This window comes from Nonomuraea solani (genome assembly GCF_900108335.1).
Classification (GTDB): Bacteria; Actinomycetota; Actinomycetes; order Streptosporangiales; family Streptosporangiaceae; genus Nonomuraea; species Nonomuraea solani.
Genome location: NZ_FNVT01000001.1, coordinates 213,255 through 232,025, shown reverse-complemented (window position 1 = coordinate 232,025; position 18,771 = coordinate 213,255). Strand labels below are relative to the sequence as shown.

The following is an 18,771-nucleotide window of genomic DNA, read 5'->3' as shown; positions in this document are numbered from 1 at the left end:
CTGGTTATTTAGGGTTGACCGTAGGCCCGGCTGTGCGGAGCCGGGGCCCTCTCCTCACGGCGTGCCCACGACCGTCCAGGTGGTGGGCACGCCGTGTTGCACAGGTCTCAGAGGTCGAGCAGCGGTTCGAGGCCCACCGTGAGGCCGGGCAGCTCGCGCACCCTGCGCACGCCGAGCAGCACGCCCGGGGTGAACGCCGCCCTGCTCATGGTGTCGTGCCGCAGCGTGAGGATCTCGCCGTCGCCGCCGAGCAGCACCTCCTGGTGCGCGATCAGCCCCGACAGGCGCACCGCGTGCACGTGGACGCCGCCGACGTCGGCCCCCCGGGAGCCGTCGAGCGCGGTGGTCGTCGCGTCGGGCATCGGGCCGAGCCCGGCCTTGCCGCGGGCCTCGGACACCAGCTCCGCCGTACGGCGGGCCGTGCCCGAGGGCGCGTCGGCCTTGTTGGGGTGATGCAGTTCGACGATCTCGACGGACTCGAAGTAGCGGGCCGCCTGCTGCGCGAAGTGCATCATCAGCACGGCGGCGATGCCGAAGTTGGGGGCGATCAGGCAGTTGGTGCCCGGATTGGCCGCCAGCCAGCCACGGATGGTGGCCAGCCGCTCCTCGTCGAACCCGGTGGTGCCCACCACGGGGTGGATGCCGTGCCCGATGGCCCATTCGAGGTTGCCCATCACCACACCGGGATGGGTGAAGTCGACCACCACCTCGGCGCCTTCGAGCCCCTCGATGGGGTCGTCTTTGTCGAGCGCGGCCACCAACTCCAGGTCGGGGGCCGCTTCGACAGCCTTGCACACCTCAACGCCCACACGCCCACGGGCGCCGAGCACACCTACCCTGATCACGCGGGCAACTCTATCGAATCGACTCGCTGAAGTCCTTGTCGCCGTACGGGCCGATGACCGCGAGCGTGAGCGGCCGGTTGAGCACGTCGGCGGACACCTCGGCGATCTCGTCGGCGGTGACGGACTCGATGCGTGAGAGCACCTCGTCCACCGACATGAGCTCGTCGTAGACCAGGTCGTTCTTGCCGATGCGCGACATGCGCGAGCCGGTGTCCTCCAGGCCGAGTACGAGCCCGCCCCGCATCTGCCCCTTGCCCCGCGTGATCTCGTCGGCGCTCAGCCCTTCGGCCACCACCCTGGACACCTCGTCCCGGCAGATCTTGAGCACGTCGTCGATCTTCGACGGCAGGCAGCCCACGTAGATGCCGAACTGCCCGGTGTCGGCGTAGGCCGAGGTGTAGCTGTAGGCGGAGTAGGCCAGGCCGCGCTTCTCCCGGATCTCCTGGAAGAGCCTGGACGACATGCCGCCGCCCAGCGCCGCGTTGAGCACGCCGAGGGCGAACCTGCGATCGTCCGTACGGGCCAGGCCGGTCGTGCCGAGCACCAGGTTGGCCTGCTCGGTGGGCCGGTCGAGCACGCGTACACCGGAGCTCGTCTCGGCCCCGGGACCGCTCGTGCGCGGCGGCGCGAACTCGGCGGGACCGACCAGCGCACCCGCCCGCTCGTAGGCCCTGGCGACCAGCTCGACGACCTCTTCGTGCCGTACGTTGCCCGCCACCGACACCACCGTGCGCCGGGGCTGGTAGTAGCGGTGGTAGTACTCGGCGATCCGGTCGCGGCCCAGGGTGTTGATCGAGTCGATCGTCCCGAGAATGGGCCGGCCGATCGGCGAGTCACCGTAGAGCGCCGCGGCGAACTGCTCGTGCACCACGTCGGAGGGGTCGTCGTCGTGCATGGCGATCTCTTCGAGGATCACACCCCGCTCGGACTCGACGTCGTCGTCGGTCACCAGCGAACTGGTCACCACATCGGCGAGCACGTCGACCGCGATCGGCAGGTCCTCGTCGAGGACCCGCGCGTAATAGCAGGTGTATTCCTTGGCGGTGAAGGCGTTGATCTCACCGCCGATGCCCTCGATGGACGCCGAGATCTCCATGGCGTCGCGCGTGGGGGTGCCCTTGAACAGCAGGTGCTCAAGGAAATGGGTGGCCCCCGTGTGCTCGGGAGCCTCGTCCCGCGAGCCGATGCCGACCCACATGCCGACCGCGACGCTTCGCACGGTCGGCATGGTCTCGGTCACCACGCGCAGCCCACCCGGGAGGACGGTGCGCCTGACCACCCCGGCTCCGTCCTTGCCGGGGTGGAGCGTGGTCGTGGTCACGAGTTCCGGTCGTCCCCATCAGAGCGGGTGGTGCGCACGCGCGTACGGGTACGGCGCGGCCGGTCGGACTTGTCCTCGGCGGCGGGAGCGGCGCTCTCGGGCTGCTCCGAAGCCGGCTCGGAACCACCGTCGGCGCCCTTGGCCTCCTTCTCGGCGGCCTCCTTCTCGATGACCTCGACCGGCACCAGGGAGAGTTTGCCCCGGCCGTCGATCTCGGCGATCTCGACCTGGATCTTCTCGCCGACGCTCATGACGTCCTCGACGTTCTCGATCCGCTTGCCGCCGTGCAGCTTGCGGATCTGGGAGACGTGCAGCAGACCGTCCTTGCCCGGCATGAGCGAGACGAACGCGCCGAAAGCCGCGATCTTGACGACCGTGCCCAGGTAGCGCTCTCCCACCTCCGGCATGTGCGGGTTGGCGATCGCGTTGATCGCCGAACGGGCGGCCTCGGCGGACGGCCCGTCGGTGGCGCCGATGTAGATCGTGCCGTCGTCCTCGATGGTGATCTCGGCGCCCGTGTCGTCCTGGATCTGGTTGATCATCTTGCCCTTCGGGCCGATGACCTCGCCGATCTTGTCGACCGGGACCTTGATCGTGATGATGCGCGGCGCGGTCGGGTTCATCTCCGCCGGGGAGTTGATCGCCTCCTGCATCACGTCGAGGATCGCCAGGCGGGCGCCCTTGGCCTGCTTCAGCGCGCCGGCCAGGACGCTCGCGGGGATGCCGTCGAGCTTGGTGTCGAGCTGCAGCGCGGTGATGACGTCCTTGGTGCCGGCGACCTTGAAGTCCATGTCGCCCATGGCGTCCTCGGCGCCGAGGATGTCGGTCAGCGTGACGTACTGGTCGCCCTCGCCGATGAGGCCCATCGCGATGCCCGCGACCATCTCGCGCAGCGGCACACCGGCGTCGAGCAGCGCCATCGTGGAGGCGCAGACCGAGCCCATCGAGGTGGAGCCGTTGGAGCCGAGCGCCTCGGAGACCTGCCGGATGGCGTAGGGGAACTCCTCACGCGTCGGCAGCACCGGCATCAGCGCCCGCTCGGCCAGCGCGCCGTGACCGATCTCGCGGCGCTTGGGCGAGCCCACCCGGCCGGTCTCACCGGTGGAGTAGGGCGGGAAGTTGTAGTTGTGCATGTAGCGCTTGGTCCGCTCGGGGTTGAGCGTGTCGATGACCTGCTCCATGCGCAGCATGTTGAGGGTGGTGATGCCCATGATCTGGGTCTCGCCACGCTCGAACAGCGCCGAGCCGTGCACCCGGGGCACCACGTGGACCTCGGCCGACAGGGCGCGGATGTCCTTGGTGCCGCGGCCGTCGATGCGGATGCCCTCGTTGATGACGCGCTCACGCATGAGCTTCTTCATCACCGAGCGGAACGCGCCGGAGATCTCCTTCTCGCGGCCCTCGAACTCGGGCAGGAGCTTCTCGGCGGCCAGCGCCTTGAGCTTGTCGAGCTCGGTCTCGCGCTCCTGCTTGCCGGCGATGGTCAGCGCGGCGGCGAGCTCGGTCTTCACCGCGGCCTCGACCGCGTTGTACGCGTCTTCCTGGTATTCCAGGAAGACCGGGTATTCGGCCGTCTCCTTGGCCGCGACCTGCGCGATGCGCGACTGCGCCTCGCACAGCACCTTGATGAACGGCTTGGCCGCGTCGAGGCCCTGCGCGACGGTCTCCTCGGTGGGCGCGACGGCGCCCTCGGCGACCAGCTTGAGCGTGTCCTTGGTGGACTCGGCCTCGACCATCATGATCGCGACGTCGCCGTCGGCGAGCACGCGGCCCGCCACGACCATGTCGAACGTGGCGCGCTCCAGCTCGTGGTGCGTCGGGAACGCGACCCACTGGCCGTCGATCAGCGCGACCCGCACGCCGCCGATGGGACCGGAGAACGGCAGGCCGGCGAGCTGCGTGGACAGCGACGCGGCGTTGATGGCGACCACGTCGTAGAGGTGGTCGGGGTTGAGCGCCATGACCGTGGCCACGACCTGGATCTCGTTGCGCAGGCCCTTGACGAACGAGGGGCGCAGCGGCCGGTCGATCAGGCGACAGGTCAGGATGGCGTCCTCGGAGGGACGCCCTTCGCGGCGGAAGAACGAGCCGGGGATGCGGCCCGCGGCGTACATGCGCTCTTCGACGTCGACCGTCAGCGGGAAGAAGTCGAACTGCTCTTTCGGGTTCTTCGACGCGGTGGTCGCCGAAAGGACCATCGTGTCGTTGTCGAGATAGGCGACGGCCGAGCCGGCCGCCTGACGCGCGAGCCGGCCGGTCTCGAACCGGATCGTGCGCGTGCCGAATGTGCCGTTGTCTATGACGGCTTCAGCGGTGTGGACACCCTCCACGGGGGACCTCCTTGTGGTCGGTCTCCCGCGCCCTTTTTCTCACCGGCACCCTCGTTAGGTGCAGCGCCGGTCTTCGATCGAAGCGCCCGGTCGAGGAACTCTGCCGTTCCTACCGGAAGCCACTACCGAGGACCGGCCCGCAGGCGTCGCGGGTCGCATGGTGCTAAGCGGACGCGGGGGCTGTGTGTCTCGGATCTTCAGTTGTACGTCAGGTGCGGGGCCGTTTTCACGTCGCCACGCGTTTTCTCAGCCGGGTCCCTACCCATCAGAGACCCATATGAGAAGGGAGCGGCGCGGACGCCGCTCCCTTTCATGCTATCGGCGCAGGCCGAGCCGCTCGATGAGCGTCCGGTAGCGCTGGATGTCGACCTTCTGCAGGTACTTCAGCAGGCGGCGCCGGCGACCCACGAGCAGAAGCAGGCCACGACGGCTGTGGTGGTCGTGCTTGTGCGTCTTCAGGTGCTCGGTCAGCTCGCTGATGCGCTTGCTGAGCAGCGCGATCTGCACCTCGGGCGACCCGGTGTCGCCTTCGACGGTCGCGTACTCATCGATGATGGACTTCTTGGCAGCGGTGTCGAGGGACACGGCTCTCCTTCAATCTACGGACACGCGCGAATGAGATGATGGGCGCGAACAACCGTGCGTGCCTACAGTCGCCGCGTGAAGGCCGTCATGGCAGCGCGCAGCGCCGCCGCTACAGAGCCGACATGCAAGGCTACCACCAAGTGTCCAGTGCCTGGGCGGTCGGTTATCAGCCGGAAACGTATTGGGTCGCGAACTCCTCCGACGGCGCGATGGGGGTGATGACGTCGATCAGCACGCCGTTGGGGTCGGACACGATGAAGTGGCGCTGGCCGAAGTCCTCGTCGCGCAGCGCCAGCTCGGGGACCAGCCCCTCGCCCGTGACGAGCCGCTCCCACTCGGCGTCCACGTCGCCGACCTCGAAGTTGAGCAGCAGCCCCGCGACCGGTCTGCGGTAGGCGGCGGGCAGGGTCGGGTGCGTGTGGTCGAGCAGGGCCAGCTCGTGGTCTCCGCGGCGCAGGCTCACGTACCAGTCGGCCTCGAATGTCACCTCGAACCCGAACAGGCGCACGTAGAAGTCTCTGGACGCGGCGACCTGGCCGGTGCAGATCACCGGATAGAAGCTGTTGAGCAGCATGAACATCCCTTTCACATACCGATGGTATGCGAAGGTACGCTAGTTCGCCTACCATCGGTATGTCAAAGGGGGGCGCGTGACCAGAGCCGAGCAGAGGGAGCGGACCAGACGGACGCTGCTGGCCGAGGGCAGGCGGTTGTTCGCCACCCGGGGGTACGCGGCGGTCGGCCTGGCGGAGATCGTGCGCGAGTCCCAGGTGACCAAGGGTGCGCTTTATCACCATTTCGAGGGCAAGAGCGCGCTCTTCCGCGCCGTGCTGGAGCAGGTGCAGCAGGAGGTGGCGGCCCGGGTGGTCGCGGCGGCGGAGGCGGCCGGCGACCCGTGGGACCGGCTGAAGGCGGGATGCGCGGCGTTCGTCGAGGCGAGCGCCGATCCGGAGGTGCAGCGCGTCATGCTGATCGACGGGCCCGCGGTGCTGGGCTGGGCCGAGTGGCGGGCCATCGACGAGGCCGCCTCGGCCGCGCACCTGTCGGAGGCCCTGACGGAGCTGGTGAACGACGGCACGATCCCGCCCCAGCCGGTGGCGCCCCTCACCCGCCTGCTGTCGGGCGCCATGAACGAGGCCGCGTTGTGGCTGGCCCAGTCGACGGGCCCGACCGACCTGCCGGACACCCTGGCGGCGCTGTCACGCCTGCTGGAGGCGGTGCGCCGGGCGGCCTAACCGGTCAGGCGGCGGGTCGCGTCGACGTCGGCGTGGATCTGGTCGATGAGCGCCTCGATGGACTCGAACCGCGTGTTGCCCCGCAGCCGGGCGGCGAACTCCACCGCCACGTGCACGCCGTACAGCTCCAGGTCATCGCGGTCCAGGGCGTAGGCCTCGACCGTCCTGGGCACGCCCTCGAACGTCGGGTTCGTGCCGACCGAGATCGCCGCCGGCCATCGCTCGCCCGCGTAGAGAGCGGGCAGGTTGGCCACCGGCACGCACTCCATCCACCCGGCGTAGACCCCGTCGGCCGGGATCGCCGTGTGCGGGGGCGTCTCCACGTTGGCCGTGGGGAAGCCGAGTTGGCGCCCGCGCTGGTAGCCGCGCACGACCACGCCCTCCACCCGGTGCGGCCGCCCGAGCCGGTCCCTGGCGCTCTCCACGTCGCCCTCGGCGAGCCGTCCGCGGATCGAGGTCGAGGAGATGTCGTCGAGCAGCGGCACGGCCTCCACCGCGAAGTCGTATTTTTCGCCCAGCGTCCGCAATATCTCTGCATCGCCGCTGGCCTTGTGCCCGAACACGAAGTCCTCCCCGACCACCACCACGGCCGCCCGCAGCCGCTCGGCCAGGATGCTCTGGGCGAAATCGTCGGGGCTCTGCCGCGACAGCCCGAGCGTGAACTCCACCACCTCGACCTCGTCCACGCCCAGCCCGGTCAGCAACTCCGCCCTGCGCCGCAGGCTGGTGAGCCGCGGCGGATGCGACCCGGGCCGCACGACCTCGTCGGGGTGCGGCTCGAACGTGACGGCCACGCCGCGCAGCCCCCGCTCGCGCGCGAGGGCGACGGTCCGCTCGATGACACGCTGGTGCCCGCGGTGGACGCCGTCGTAGACACCCAGGGTGACGACGGACCTTTCCGAACCCTGCACGCTAGGCCCCATTCGCTCGGCCGGACCAATCGCGTACAAGCCTGCCATGCGCCGCGCCGTTCCCCTTAATCGAGGGGGTTATGATCGGGCATCATGCCTCGTTACGCGCTTCTGATCCTGCCCGCCTTCAACCGGGTCTACGGAGAGAGCTCCATCCGGCTGACCCGCAGTGAGCTGGCCGTCTTCAGCTCGCGCGGCCTCCGCGGCGAGGTTCTTGACAGCGAGGAGACCCGCATCGGCGGTGTCCCTTATGTGTCCTTCGAGACCGCCGAGCCCCTCAGCCCGCCGGACGTGGCGCTGCTGTCCGACCTCTCGTCCGTCTACGCCGTGTTCCAGGTGGAGGGCGAGCTGCTCAGACCGCTGGAGATGCGCCCGCGCGACCGGCTGAGCAGTGACCTGATCACCATCCAGAAATACGCCGGCAAGACCAACGAGCACTTCACCAAGCTGCTGCTCAACGTCACCGCGCTGGCCGCCGACAAGGGGCTGGGCGAGCGGCTGTCGGTGTTCGACCCGCTGTGCGGCCGTGGCACGACGCTCAACCAGGCGCTCATGTACGGCTACGACGCCTACGGGATCGACGTCGACGGCAAGGATTTCGAGGCCTACACCGGTTTCATCAAGACCTGGCTGCGTAACAAGAAGCTCAAGCACACGGCGGAGACCGTACCTGTGCGGCGTGAGCGCGCCCTGGTCGGGCGGCGCTTCAACGTCACGTTCGGCCTGTCCAAGGAGGCCGTCAAGGCGGGCGACGTCCAGCGCCTGACCGTGGTCAGCGCCGACACCCTCAAGAGCCGCGAGTTCTTCAAGCCGCGCTCGTTCGACCTGCTGGTGACCGACGCCCCCTACGGCGTCCAGCACGGCAGCAAGGGCGGCGCCGGCCTGTCGCGCAGCCCGCTGGAGCTGCTCGGGCAGGCCATCCCCGTCTGGGCCGAGCTGCTGCGCCCCGGCGGCGCGATGGGCATCTCCTGGAACACCTACGGCGGCAAGAGCGCCGAGCTGGCCAAGATCCTCGACGACGCCGGGCTCGACGTGGTCGACTACCCCGGCTTCGAGCACTGGGTGGACCAGGCGATCGTCCGCGACATCATCGTGGCCAGAAAACCCGCCTGACCCGCGACCGGCGCGCGCCGGGCCTAACCGGCGAAGACCGCCAGCGGCTTGGCCACCTTGCCCTGCTCCTCCACCAGCGCCAGCAGCGCCCCGTCCGGGCCGAACACGCCGATCGGGCCCTTGCCGAGCCCGGCCGCCGGCAGCCGCCCGCCGTGCCCGATCACGCGCGCCTCCTCGGCCGTGACGTCTCTACGCGGGAACGCCGCCGCCACCGCCTCACCGATCGGCAGAATCACGCACTCCTCGGCCAGCCCCTCGATGGTCCTGGCCAGCGACAGGTCGTAGGGCCCCACCCGGGTGCGCCGCAGCCGCGTCAGATGCCCCCCGACCCCGAGCGCGCCGCCCAGGTCGCGGGCCAGCGCGCGGATGTAGGTGCCGCTGGAGCACGTCACGACCGCGTCCACGTCGACGACGTCACCGGAGACCCGGATGTCGAGCACGTCGAACGCGTGCACGGTCACGGGCCTGGCGGCCAGCTCGACCTCCTCGCCCGCGCGCGCCTTCTTGTAGGCCCGCTCCCCGTTCACCTTGATCGCGCTCACCTGCGGCGGGACCTGCATGATCTCGCCGCTCAGCGCCACGACGCCCTTGTGGATCTCGGCCGCGGTGACGCCCGTGGCCGGCGCCGAGGCGGTCACCTCGCCCTCGGCGTCGTCGGTGTTCGTGCTCACGCCGAGCCGGATCGTGGCCTCGTAGACCTTCTCGGTCAGCATCAGGTGCCCGAGCAGCCGGGTCGCCTTCTCCACGCCGACCACCAGCACGCCCGTCGCCATCGGGTCGAGCGTGCCCGCGTGCCCCACCCGCCGGGTGCCCGCGATGCGCCGCATCTTGGCCACCACGTCGTGCGAGGTCCACTCGCCCGGCTTGTCGACGATGATCAGACCGCTCTCGGCCATCAAGCCTTCCCCAGCTCTCGCCTGAACTTCGCCATGGTCTCCTCCACGCTGTCGCGCGAGGTGTATCCGGCCGCGTAGTGATGCCCGCCGCCGCCCAGCGCCGCGCACACGGCGGCCACGTCGACGGCTCCCTTGCTGCGGGTGGACACCTGCCAGTCGCCCTGGTCGTCCTCCTTGAGCACGACCGCGACCTCGGCCTCGTCGGTGCGCCGCACGATGTCGATGATGCCTTCGAGCTCCGCGTACGGCAGCCCGTACGCGGCCCGGTCGACCCGCGTCACGTACGTCCACACCATCCGGCCCTCCAGCGTCACCCGGTCGAGCGCCCCGGCCAGCACCTTCAGGTAGCCGAACGGCGAGCGGTCCCACAGCTCGCGCGCGATCTCGTCGGTACGCAGCCCGGTCGCCACCAGCCTGGCCGCCATCTGGTGCACGGCGGGCGTGGTCGAGGCGTACCGGAACGACCCGGTGTCCGTCACCAGCCCCGCGTAGAGGCAGGTGGCGATGTCGCGGTCGAGCCGCCCGCCGAGCCGGTAGACGAGCTGCTCGGCCAGCATGGCCGTGGCCGCCGCATGGGCGTCGATGAGGCTGAGCGTGCCGAAGCCCTCGTTGGACGGGTGGTGGTCCACCACGATGAGCTCACGCGCCATGGCGGCGCTGGCCCCGAGCAGCCCCAGCCGCTCGAACGTCGAGGAGTCGAACACGATCATCAGCCGCGGCTCGGCCGGATAGGACTCCGGCGGCACCAGCATCTCCTGCCCGGGCAGAAACCGCAGCAGCCGTGGCACCACGAAGTGCCGGTCACCGAACGACGCGACGACGCGCTTGCCCATCGACCGCAGCACGAACGCGACGGCCAGCATCGAGCCGAGCGCGTCACCGTCGGGCGTCACGTGGCAGGCCAGCGCGACCTCGTCGGCCTCGCCGATCAGCCGCAGCGCCCGATCCCACGCGGGTTCGGGGATCGGGCAGCTCTCGGCCGGCCGGCCCGCCGCGCGGGGCGGCCGGTCGGCCCGGTCGCGCACGTCGGGCGTCACGCCCGGTCGTCCCCGTCCGGGTCGGCGCCGTTGACGCCGGACTTCGCTTCCAGCTCCTCGTCCTCAGGCTTGCGGTACGGGTCCGCCTCACCGGCGTAGGCCGCGTTCTCCGCCTGACGCGCCACCTCGGCGTCCCGCGCGCGAGCGGTGTTGATGAGGTCGTGGAGGTGCCGCGCGCTGTCGGGCAGCGGGTCGTGCGTGAACGTCAGCGTCGGGGCGAAACGCACGCCGGTCTGCCGGCCCACCTCGGAGCGGATGATCCCCTTGGCACTTTCGAGCGCCGCCGCGCTGTCGGCCCGCTCGGCGTCGGAGCCGAACACCGTGTAGAACACCGTCGCGTCACGCAGGTCAGCGGTGACCCGCGTATCGGTCACGGTGACGAAGCCCAGACGCGGATCCTTGATCCGGCGCTCCAGCATCTCGGCGACGATCTGCTGGATGCGATCGGCGAGCTTGCGTGCTCGTGGTGCATCCACCATGTTTGCCCCCTCACGCACGACGTGGCCGTGCAGTCGTTCAATCTTCGTCGTTGTAGAGCCGATGCCGGGCCGACAGCAGCTCGATCTCGGGGCGGAAGGCCACCATGCGTTCGCAGGCGTCCATCACCTCTTTGCAGTTACCCGCGGAGGCGGAAACGACCGCGATACCGACCTCCGCTCTGCGATGCAGATCCAGCAGGCCGGTCTCAGCCACCGCGATGCTGGGATAACGGCGCTGCAACTCGGCGATCAGCGGCCGTACGACAGAGCGCTTCTGCTTCAGCGATCTGACGTCGCCGAGCAGGATGTCCAGGGTCAGAGCACCCACATACATCGTTGGTCACCACCGCTTGATCTGGTGTGCTGAATGCACGACCGGCCCGGTGCGGTGGGGACCAGGCCAGGGCGTGCGAGAGGCGCCCGGCGGATGTCCCGCCGGGCGCCCGGCCGCGTGTTACGCGCGCGGCTTCTCCCGCATTTCGAACGTCTCGATCACGTCGTCGATCCGGATGTCGTTGTAACCGACACCGATGCCGCACTCGAAGCCCTCGCGGACCTCGGTCGCGTCATCCTTGAAGCGACGCAGGGACGAGACGGTCAGGTTGTCCGCGATGACGACGCCGTCGCGGATGATCCTGGCCTTGCTGTTGCGGACGATCAGACCGGAGCGGACCAGCGAACCGGCCACGTTGCCGATCTTCGGCACCTTGAAGACCTCGCGGACTTCGGCGGTGCCCATCTGGACCTCTTCGAACTCGGGCTTGAGCATGCCCTTGAGCGCCGCTTCGATTTCCTCGATCGCCTGGTAGATGACCGAGTAGTAGCGGATGTCGACGCCCTCGCGCTCGGCGAGGTCGCGCGCCCGGGGCTCAGGCCGGACGTTGAAGCCGATGATCACCGCGTTGTCGTCGGCGACGGCCAGGTTGACGTCATATTCGGTGATGGCGCCGACCGCGCGGTGCAGGACACGGAGCCTGACCTCGTCGCCGACGTCGATCTTGAGCAGAGCGTCTTCCAGGGCCTCCACCGAACCGGACACGTCACCCTTGATGATGAGCTTGAGCTCGTCGACGCGACCCTTCTCAAGGTCGCTGAACAGCTCTTCGAGGGTGCGGCGACGGCTCGACTTCGCCATGTCGGCGCTGCGCTTGCGCGCCGCGCGCTGCTGGGCGATCTGGCGGGCCATCCGGTCGTCGGTGACGACGATGAAGTTGTCACCGGCGCTCGGCACGGCCGTCAGACCCATGACCAGGACCGGACGCGAAGGCGTGGCCTCCTCGACCGCCTCGCCGGTGTCGTCGAGCATCGCGCGGACGCGGCCGAAGGCCTCGCCACACACGATCGAGTCGCCGACGCGCAGCGTGCCGCGCTGGACCAGGACGGTCGCGACCGGGCCACGGCCCTTGTCGAGGTGTGCCTCGATCGCGATGCCCTGAGCGTCCATCGTCGGGTTGGCGCGCAGGTCGAGCTCGGCGTCGGCGGTCAGCACGATCGCCTCGAGGAGCTGGTCGATGCCCGTGCCGTTCTTCGCCGAGATGTCGACGAACAGCGTCGAGCCGCCGTACTCCTCGGCCACCAGGCCGTATTCGGTGAGCTGGGCCCGCACCTTGTTCGGGTCGGCGCCCTCCTTGTCGACCTTGTTGACCGCGACCACGATCGGCACGTCGGCCGCCTGGGCGTGGTTGAGCGCCTCGATCGTCTGCGGCTTCACGCCGTCGTCGGCCGCGACCACCAGCACCGCGATGTCGGTCGACTTCGCGCCTCGGGCACGCATGGCGGTGAACGCCTCGTGACCCGGGGTGTCGATGAAGGTGATCTTGCGCTCTTCGCCCTCGTGCTCGGCGGAGACCTGGTAGGCACCGATGTGCTGGGTGATGCCACCGGCCTCGCGCGCCACCACGTTGGTCTTGCGGATGGCGTCGAGCAGCTTGGTCTTACCGTGGTCGACGTGACCCATGACGGTCACGACCGGCGGACGCGCGGCCAGGTCGGCCTCGTCGCCCTCGTCCTCGCCGAACTCGATGTCGAAGGCCTCGAGAAGCTCGCGGTCCTCCTCCTCCGGGCTGACGACCTGGATGTCGTAGTCGAGCTCCTGGCCGAGAAGCTGCAGCGTCTCCTCGTTGACCGACTGCGTCGCGGTCACCATCTCGCCGAGGTGCAGCATGATCTGCACGAGCGAGGCGGGGTTCGCGCCGATGCGGTCGGCGAAGTCGGACAGCGACGCGCCGCGCGGAAGGCGGATCGTCGCGCCGTTGCCACGAGCGACCTGCACGCCGCCGATCGCCGGCGCCGACATGTTGTCGAACTCCTGGCGCCTCTGACGCTTCGACTTACGGCCACGCGCGGGACGGCCACCGGGACGCCCGAAGGCTCCCGCGGTGCCGCCGCCACGGCCACGGCCTCCGCCGCCGGGACGACCGCCGAAGCCGCCGCCACCGCCGCCGGGACCACCGGTGCCGGTGCGCTGACCGGTGCCGCCGCCACCCGGGCGACCGGCGAACCCGCCGCCACCGCCACCGGGACGACCGCCACCGCCACCACCGGGACGGCCACCGCCGCCACCGCCGCCGGGACGGCCACCGCCGCCACCGCCGCCGGGACGACCGCCACCGCCGCCGCCACCGCCGGGACCGGCGGGACGACCCTGGGGCATCATCATCGGGTTGGGACGCGGACCACCGGGACGCGGGCCACCGGCGCCGGGACCCGGACGCGGACCGCCCGCACCGGGCGGACCCGGACGCGGACCGGCGCTGCCCGGCCTGCCCTCGCCACCGCCACGGCCCTGCGGCGGGCGCGGCATCGCGCCGTCGCGCGGCGGGCCGTCACGACGCTCACGCTGACCGGGGCCGCCACCGCCATCGCGGTTGCCACCCTGGCGCGGCGGACGGGACTGGCCCATGCCGCTGGCGTTGGACGAGAACGGGTTGTTACCGGGACGCGGGCCGCGCGGACCCGGCTTGGGGCCGGGACCGGGACGCGGGCCGCCACCGGAAGGGGCACCGGGACGCGGCGCCTGAGTGGAGCCGCCGCGGTCGCCGCCACGGTCGCCGCCACGGTCACGGTCACCGCCACGGTCCGAGGGCCCTGGACGGGGCGCGGGCCCGGGCTTGGGACCCGGACGGGCGCTGGGGCCGGGCCGCGGGCCCGGCGCCGCCGGGCGAGCGGGCGCGCCGGCGCCACTCTCGAAACGCGCCTGCGGGGCGCCGGACGTCTCGCCGCGAGCGGCCTCAGGCTGCTGCTGGGGCTGCTGGTGCGGCATCGCCACCGGCGGACGCGGCTGCGCGGCGGGACCGCCGGAGCCGGCGCCGCCGGAACTCGCGGGACCACCGGAGGTCGCGGGACCACCGGAACTCGCCGGACCGCCGGCAGGAGCACCGGGGCTCGGACGCGGACCCGGCTTGGGACCCGGCCGCGGAGGACCGGGCAGGGGCGCCTGACCGGCGCCGTTTCCGGCCTGGCTGTCCGCCGGCCGAGGAGCAGCCCTTGGCGGCTGCGGCTTGTTGGACGGCTGTCCGCCGCCCCTAGAGGGCCCACCCTTGGATGCGCCCAGAGCTTCGGTGAGCCTGCGGACCACCGGCGCTTCGATGGTGGAGGACGCCGAACGGACGAACTCCCCCATCTCTTGGAGCTTGGCCATGACGACCTTGCTCTCTACGCCGAACTCCTTAGCGAGCTCGTATACCCGGACCTTCGCCACTGCACTCCCTTACTCGGCCCGGGAGGCTGGCTAATGCCGTCCGGACCGTCGCTACCTTGACGTCTTCATCGCCGCGTGCTCATCAGGCGCTCATAGCAATCTGACTCCGCCCATCAACTCGGCGTCCTACATGACATTTCGTGGTTCCCCCTCCAAGTGCGCCCGCACGGGCGACACGTCAAGCGGCCCCGCTACGCGGAACGCGCGCGGAAACGCTCGGCGACGCTCGGCGAGCTCCAGACAGCTCAAGGCCGGATGCAGTGATGCACCTCGGCCTGGGAGTCGTCCGCGCAGGTCAGGGACTATGGAGTCCTCGACCCGCACCAGGCGGAGCAGCTCGGACTTAGCCGTGCGAACCCTGCAGCCCACACAGGTGCGCTGTGGGACCGCTTGGCCACCATATTCCAGCTTACCGTGTTGACGCATCTACGGAACCGGCGGCGTCCTCGGCTTGTGTATCGGGCCGGATGTCGATCCGCCATCCGGTCAGTCGCGCGGCGAGCCGGGCGTTCTGCCCCTCTTTCCCGATGGCCAGCGAGAGCTGGTAGTCGGGAACGGTCACCCTCGCCACGCGCCCCTCGAGATCGAGGACCTCAACGTGGGAAACGCGCGCGGGCGACAGGGCATTCCCCACGAACTCGCCCGGGTCCTCCGACCAGTCGATGATGTCGATCTTCTCGCCGTGCAGCTCGGTCATCACGTTGCGCACGCGCGAGCCCATCGGGCCGATGCACGCGCCCTTGGCGTTGACGCCCGGCTTGCGCGACCTGACCGCGATCTTCGTACGGTGGCCGGCCTCGCGCGCCACCGCCGCGATCTCCACGGTGCCGTCGGCGATCTCCGGCACCTCCAGCGCGAACAGCTTCTTCACCAGCCCGGGATGCGTGCGCGACAGGGTGATCGAGGGGCCCTTGTGGCCCTTCTTCACCTGCACCACGTAGACGCGCAGGCGCTCGCCGTGCACGTATTCCTCGCCGGGGACCTGCTCGGCGTGCGGCAGCACGGCCTCGATCTTGCCGAGGTCGACCAGCACCACGCGTGGGTCCTTGCCCTGCTGGATCACGCCGGAGACCAGCTCGCCCTCGCGGCTGGCGAACTCACCGAAGTTGATCTCGTCTTCGGCGTCGCGCAGCTGCTGCAGGATGACCTGCTTGGCGGTGGTGGCGGCGATCCTGCTGAAGTTGTTGGGCGTATCGTCGAACTCCCTGACGATCTCGCCGTCCTCGTCGAGCTCCGCGGCCAGGATCGTGACGTGGCCGCTGCTCCTGTCGAGCTCGGCCCGCGCCTTGTCGGCGGCGCCCTCGGTCCGGAAGTACGCGATCAGCAGCGCGTCCTCGATCGCCTTGACGACCAGGTCGAAGGAGATGTCCTTTTCCCGCTCGAGGCTGCGCAGGACGCTCATGTCGATGTCCACGACGGCTCCCCCTTAGCCTTCGTCGCCGTCGACGTCGTCAGCGTCGTCGATCCGGCGGAACTCCACCTGTACCCGTCCCCGGGTCAGGTCTTCGTAACCAAGCCTGTGTGCCGCGCCCGCGACGTCGAGGTCGACGCCGCTCTCGTCGGCGCCCATGACGCGGCCTTCGACCACGGCGCCGTTCTTCAGCTCCGCCTTCACCAGCCGCTTGGCGGCACGGCGCCAGTGGCGCGGCTCGGTGAGCGGGCGATCGACGCCCGGCGAGGAGACCTCAAGCGTGTAAGCCGCCTGGCCCATCACATCGTCGTCGTCCAGGGCCGTGGAGACCGCCTGGCTCACGTCGGCGACGTCGTCGAGGCTCACCCCGCCGTCACGGTCGACGACCACACGAAGCAACCGTCTCTTTCCTGCCTGGGTGACCGTGATGTCCTCCAGGTCGAGGCCCTCCGCGCTGACCACGGGCTCCAGGAGCTTCATCAGGTGGTCGCGGGGTGATGCGCTGCCCATATCGACCTCCCCTATTGTCATGTCTCAGCCGGGCGGACCTCGCCTCGGGCTCTCCGCCGTCTGGCCGCTCAGCCAGCGACGACAGTTGACACCCTATCCGTATGAGGGCACGGAAAGAGCGCCACTCGTCACGGTCGAATGGCGGAGCGTCGCCTGAGAGCGATCCCGGGCACGAGCCCGTACGATGCTACCGATGAGAAAGCCGCCCGGCGTTCCGCCGTGACGGCGTCGATCGGGCACGGCCGCCGAGCGGCGCTCCGATGGGCGGGTTTCTCGTCGGCCTGCCGCACCGTCACTGGAGGTCCAAGCCCGTGCGCCCGCGTCACCTGTCCCGGCGGACCCTGCTGGCGGGCGGAGCGGCGGCTCTCACCGCCTGCAGCGCGTCCGGCCCCGCCGAGCCGCCCGCCCGGGCCACGGACTCCCCCGAGACGCTGCTGCTGAAGGAGCTGATCGCCGAGAAGGAGCGCACGATCGCGCTCTACGCGTCCCTGATCGACGGCGGCAAGGGCAAGCTCGTCCCGTTCCGCGACCGTCACCAGGCCCACCTGAACGAGTTGCGCAAACACGTGACCCTGACCCCGGCGCCCTCGTCGCCCAAGCCTTCGCCGTCCGTCACCCCGAAGGCGTCGTTGTCGCGGCTGCGCGAGGTCGAGCGCAAGGCGGCGGCCCGGCGGCCGCGCCAGCTCGCCGCCGTCTCGCCGGGGCTGGCCCAGCTCATCGCCAGCATCGGCGCCTGCGAGGCCGCCCACGCGCTCGCCCTGCCGAGGTCGCTGTGAGCGCGCGGGGGGCGGCCGACGACGTCGAGAAGCTGCGCAAGGCGCTGGCGGCCGAGCACGCGGCGCTGTTCGCGTACGGGATCCTCGGGGCGCGCACGTCGGGGACGTTGCGGGCCCGGATCTCGGCGGCCTTCGACGAGCACCGGGCCAGCCGCGACCAGTTGCGGGCCTACATCACGGCGCGGGGCGGCAAGCCGGCCGAGCCCGACGCCTCCTACGCGCTGCCGTTCCTCCCCTCCGGCGCCGCGCTGGCCGTCAAGCTGGCGGTGCACCTGGAGAGCGGCGTGATGGCCGCCTACCTGGAGCTGGTGGCGGCGCAGGACGCGGCGCTGCGCCGTTACGCCGCGCTGGCCATGCAGGAGGCGGTCGCGCGCTCCTACGCCTTCCAGCCGGCCCAGCCGGCGGCCTTCCCCGGCATGCCCGCCCCGGCCACCCCGCCGCCCGCCTCACCCTCGCCCGCCCAGAGCGGCGGCTGACCGGCTTCCAGCGGCAGAGGCCCCCAACGGCAGAGGCCCCTCAGCGGTACAGGCCCTCAGCGGTAGAGGACGGAGAGCAGGTCGGGGCCGAGGCGTTCGATGGCGCCGGCGTCGAGCTGGTAGTAGACGACCGAGCCGCGCCGGTGGGTGTGAACGAGCTGGGCCTCCCTGAGCCGCCTCAGGTGCCGGGAGACCTGCGGGGCGGTCATGCCGAGCTGGGTGGCCAGCTCGGCGGTGGCGACCGGGTTGCGCAGAATGGCGTAGCAGAGCCGGAGCCTCGTGGGGTCCTGGAGGGCGGCGAGCCGGCGCCTGGCGGTCTCCAGGGTCGGCGTGGTGGCGTCGTCGGCGCTGTACTGGATGACGACCGGATAGCCGGGATAGTGCTTGATCACGAAGTGCGGGCTGCCGTGCACGGTCGGGACGAGCAGGCAGGGACGGCCATCGTCGACGCGGGCGGTGGCGCTGTAGAGCTTGTCGAACACCAGGCGCAGCCGCCCCTCCGAGGCGCCGGCGATGGAAGCCGTCGGGAAGTCGGCCAGCGCGAGCGTGCCCTTCCTGCGCAGGTCGCGCTCCCGTAGCGCGCCGTCGTGGTCGAGGGCGCGGCGCAGCGCGGGCCACTCGGCGTCGAAGGCCGTGGCGGCGAAGGCGGCCAGGAAGTCGAGCAGCTCGCCGCGTACGCCCTCGGGATCGGCGCGCAGCCGGGCGCCGATCTCCATGCGGCTGGAGGAGATCAGCCGCAGCCGGTGCAGCACCTCGTCGCCGAGCCTGGGCGTCAGCTCGGTGTCGTTCTTGCCGATCAGCGCCTGCACGGTCATCGCGACGAAGTCGCCGATGGGCAGCGCGGCCACCTCGCGCAGCTCGTCGGCCAGCGTGCGCCTGGGCCCGGCGGACAGCGGCAGCAGGTAGCGGGCGCGGAAGGCGCCCCAGAGCGGCCCCCAGACGATGGCCGTGGCCAGCAGCGCGGTGTCCAGCTCGGCGTGCGCCCTGGCCACCCACGCCGCGCTGGCCGGGTGGTGCCCGGGCTCGTCGAACACGTGCAGGCAGGCGCACAGCTCGGCCAGGGGCGACTGCTGCACGGCGACGGTTCCGGTGCCGGGTGAGTCGAGGAGGAGCGTGACGGCCACCCTGCAGATTACCGCGTTCGCG

At 70.7% G+C, this 18,771-nt stretch carries 19 protein-coding genes; 4 read left to right on the top strand and 15 right to left on the bottom strand.

The window, feature by feature from the left end:
- Positions 1 to 107 precede the first annotated feature (107 nt).
- From dapB to C4V41_RS01120, 5 genes are all read right to left on the bottom strand, one after another.
- Positions 108 to 845, bottom strand: a complete 738-nt coding sequence (gene dapB, locus C4V41_RS01140; RefSeq protein ID WP_103953822.1) for a 4-hydroxy-tetrahydrodipicolinate reductase — start codon at positions 843 to 845, stop codon at positions 108 to 110.
- Positions 846 to 855: 10 nt separating this feature from the next.
- Entirely contained in the window at positions 856 to 2,166 is a 1,311-nt protein-coding gene (locus tag C4V41_RS01135; protein ID WP_103953821.1) for a M16 family metallopeptidase, read from the bottom strand.
- Positions 2,163 to 4,496: a polyribonucleotide nucleotidyltransferase gene (locus C4V41_RS01130; protein WP_103953820.1), complete on the bottom strand. Its 2,334-nt coding sequence runs from the start codon at positions 4,494 to 4,496 to the stop codon at positions 2,163 to 2,165. Before C4V41_RS01130 ends, C4V41_RS01135 begins: the two co-directional genes overlap by 4 nt.
- A 315-nt stretch (positions 4,497 to 4,811) precedes the next feature.
- Entirely contained in the window at positions 4,812 to 5,081 is a 270-nt protein-coding gene (rpsO, locus tag C4V41_RS01125) for a 30S ribosomal protein S15 (RefSeq protein WP_103953819.1), read from the bottom strand.
- 166 nt (positions 5,082 to 5,247) lie between these two features.
- A complete protein-coding gene (locus C4V41_RS01120; protein ID WP_103954671.1) occupies positions 5,248 to 5,655 on the bottom strand; it encodes a VOC family protein in 408 nt (135 codons plus the stop codon).
- A 76-nt stretch (positions 5,656 to 5,731) separates the two neighbouring features.
- Here C4V41_RS01120 and C4V41_RS01115 point away from each other — a divergent pair, with 76 nt between their 5' ends.
- Positions 5,732 to 6,316: a TetR/AcrR family transcriptional regulator gene (locus C4V41_RS01115; RefSeq protein ID WP_103953818.1), complete on the top strand. Its 585-nt coding sequence runs from the start codon at positions 5,732 to 5,734 to the stop codon at positions 6,314 to 6,316.
- Here C4V41_RS01115 and C4V41_RS01110 read toward each other — a convergent pair.
- On the bottom strand, positions 6,313 to 7,239 hold the full coding sequence (locus tag C4V41_RS01110) for a bifunctional riboflavin kinase/FAD synthetase (RefSeq protein WP_103953817.1): 927 nt from the start codon (positions 7,237 to 7,239) through the stop codon (positions 6,313 to 6,315). The two genes, C4V41_RS01115 and C4V41_RS01110, sit on opposite strands and share 4 nt — an antisense overlap.
- 81 nt (positions 7,240 to 7,320) lie before the next feature.
- Here C4V41_RS01110 and C4V41_RS01105 point away from each other — a divergent pair, with 81 nt between their 5' ends.
- Positions 7,321 to 8,340 (top strand): TRM11 family SAM-dependent methyltransferase, encoded by a 1,020-nt coding sequence (locus C4V41_RS01105; RefSeq protein WP_103953816.1) that lies wholly within the window; start codon positions 7,321 to 7,323, stop codon positions 8,338 to 8,340.
- Between the two features lie 23 nt (positions 8,341 to 8,363).
- On the opposite strand, the gene truB is transcribed toward C4V41_RS01105, so the two are convergent.
- The 8 genes from truB to rimP form a co-directional block, all read right to left on the bottom strand.
- Entirely contained in the window at positions 8,364 to 9,236 is an 873-nt protein-coding gene (gene truB / locus C4V41_RS01100; protein ID WP_103953815.1) for a tRNA pseudouridine(55) synthase TruB, read from the bottom strand.
- Positions 9,236 to 10,273: a DHH family phosphoesterase gene (locus C4V41_RS01095; protein WP_103953814.1), complete on the bottom strand. Its 1,038-nt coding sequence runs from the start codon at positions 10,271 to 10,273 to the stop codon at positions 9,236 to 9,238. Before C4V41_RS01095 ends, truB begins: the two co-directional genes overlap by 1 nt.
- The gene (rbfA, locus tag C4V41_RS01090) at positions 10,270 to 10,752 is read right to left on the bottom strand and encodes a 30S ribosome-binding factor RbfA (RefSeq protein ID WP_103953813.1); all 483 of its coding nucleotides are present in this window, start codon (positions 10,750 to 10,752) and stop codon (positions 10,270 to 10,272) included. Before rbfA ends, C4V41_RS01095 begins: the two co-directional genes overlap by 4 nt.
- A gap of 37 nt (positions 10,753 to 10,789) precedes the next feature.
- Entirely contained in the window at positions 10,790 to 11,086 is a 297-nt protein-coding gene (locus C4V41_RS01085) for a DUF503 domain-containing protein (RefSeq protein WP_103953812.1), read from the bottom strand.
- Between the two features lie 120 nt (positions 11,087 to 11,206).
- The gene (infB, locus tag C4V41_RS01080) at positions 11,207 to 14,452 is read right to left on the bottom strand and encodes a translation initiation factor IF-2 (RefSeq protein WP_103953811.1); all 3,246 of its coding nucleotides are present in this window, start codon (positions 14,450 to 14,452) and stop codon (positions 11,207 to 11,209) included.
- 126 nt (positions 14,453 to 14,578) lie between these two features.
- The gene (locus tag C4V41_RS01075) at positions 14,579 to 14,878 is read right to left on the bottom strand and encodes a YlxR family protein (protein ID WP_103953810.1); all 300 of its coding nucleotides are present in this window, start codon (positions 14,876 to 14,878) and stop codon (positions 14,579 to 14,581) included.
- A complete protein-coding gene (nusA, locus tag C4V41_RS01070) occupies positions 14,862 to 15,866 on the bottom strand; it encodes a transcription termination factor NusA (RefSeq protein ID WP_103953809.1) in 1,005 nt (334 codons plus the stop codon). Before nusA ends, C4V41_RS01075 begins: the two co-directional genes overlap by 17 nt.
- A gap of 12 nt (positions 15,867 to 15,878) precedes the next feature.
- A complete protein-coding gene (rimP, locus tag C4V41_RS01065) occupies positions 15,879 to 16,373 on the bottom strand; it encodes a ribosome maturation factor RimP (protein WP_103953808.1) in 495 nt (164 codons plus the stop codon).
- Between the two features lie 311 nt (positions 16,374 to 16,684).
- Between rimP and C4V41_RS01060 the strand changes: the two genes are divergently transcribed.
- Both C4V41_RS01060 and C4V41_RS01055 read left to right on the top strand, forming a co-directional pair.
- Positions 16,685 to 17,149: a hypothetical protein gene (locus C4V41_RS01060; protein ID WP_146103487.1), complete on the top strand. Its 465-nt coding sequence runs from the start codon at positions 16,685 to 16,687 to the stop codon at positions 17,147 to 17,149.
- On the top strand, positions 17,146 to 17,625 hold the full coding sequence (locus tag C4V41_RS01055; RefSeq protein ID WP_103953806.1) for a ferritin-like domain-containing protein: 480 nt from the start codon (positions 17,146 to 17,148) through the stop codon (positions 17,623 to 17,625). Before C4V41_RS01060 ends, C4V41_RS01055 begins: the two co-directional genes overlap by 4 nt.
- A 56-nt stretch (positions 17,626 to 17,681) precedes the next feature.
- On the opposite strand, the gene C4V41_RS01050 is transcribed toward C4V41_RS01055, so the two are convergent.
- The gene (locus tag C4V41_RS01050; protein ID WP_103953805.1) at positions 17,682 to 18,749 is read right to left on the bottom strand and encodes an ArsR/SmtB family transcription factor; all 1,068 of its coding nucleotides are present in this window, start codon (positions 18,747 to 18,749) and stop codon (positions 17,682 to 17,684) included.
- Positions 18,750 to 18,771 lie beyond the last annotated feature (22 nt).

What these genes read in the sequence shown, in the direction of transcription:
- rbfA (WP_103953813.1), bottom strand. Translation starts at nt 10,752, where the DNA reads ATGGTGGATGCACCACGAGCACGCAAGCTCGCCGATCGCATCCAGCAG.
- rimP (WP_103953808.1), bottom strand. Translation starts at nt 16,373, where the DNA reads ATGGGCAGCGCATCACCCCGCGACCACCTGATGAAGCTCCTGGAGCCC.
- C4V41_RS01075 (WP_103953810.1), bottom strand. Translation starts at nt 14,878, where the DNA reads ATGCGTCAACACGGTAAGCTGGAATATGGTGGCCAAGCGGTCCCACAG.
- truB (WP_103953815.1), bottom strand. Translation starts at nt 9,236, where the DNA reads ATGGCCGAGAGCGGTCTGATCATCGTCGACAAGCCGGGCGAGTGGACC.
- C4V41_RS01120 (WP_103954671.1), bottom strand. Translation starts at nt 5,655, where the DNA reads ATGCTGCTCAACAGCTTCTATCCGGTGATCTGCACCGGCCAGGTCGCC.
- C4V41_RS01085 (WP_103953812.1), bottom strand. Translation starts at nt 11,086, where the DNA reads ATGTATGTGGGTGCTCTGACCCTGGACATCCTGCTCGGCGACGTCAGA.
- C4V41_RS01110 (WP_103953817.1), bottom strand. Translation starts at nt 7,239, where the DNA reads ATGGGGCCTAGCGTGCAGGGTTCGGAAAGGTCCGTCGTCACCCTGGGT.
- C4V41_RS01105 (WP_103953816.1), top strand. Translation starts at nt 7,321, where the DNA reads ATGCCTCGTTACGCGCTTCTGATCCTGCCCGCCTTCAACCGGGTCTAC.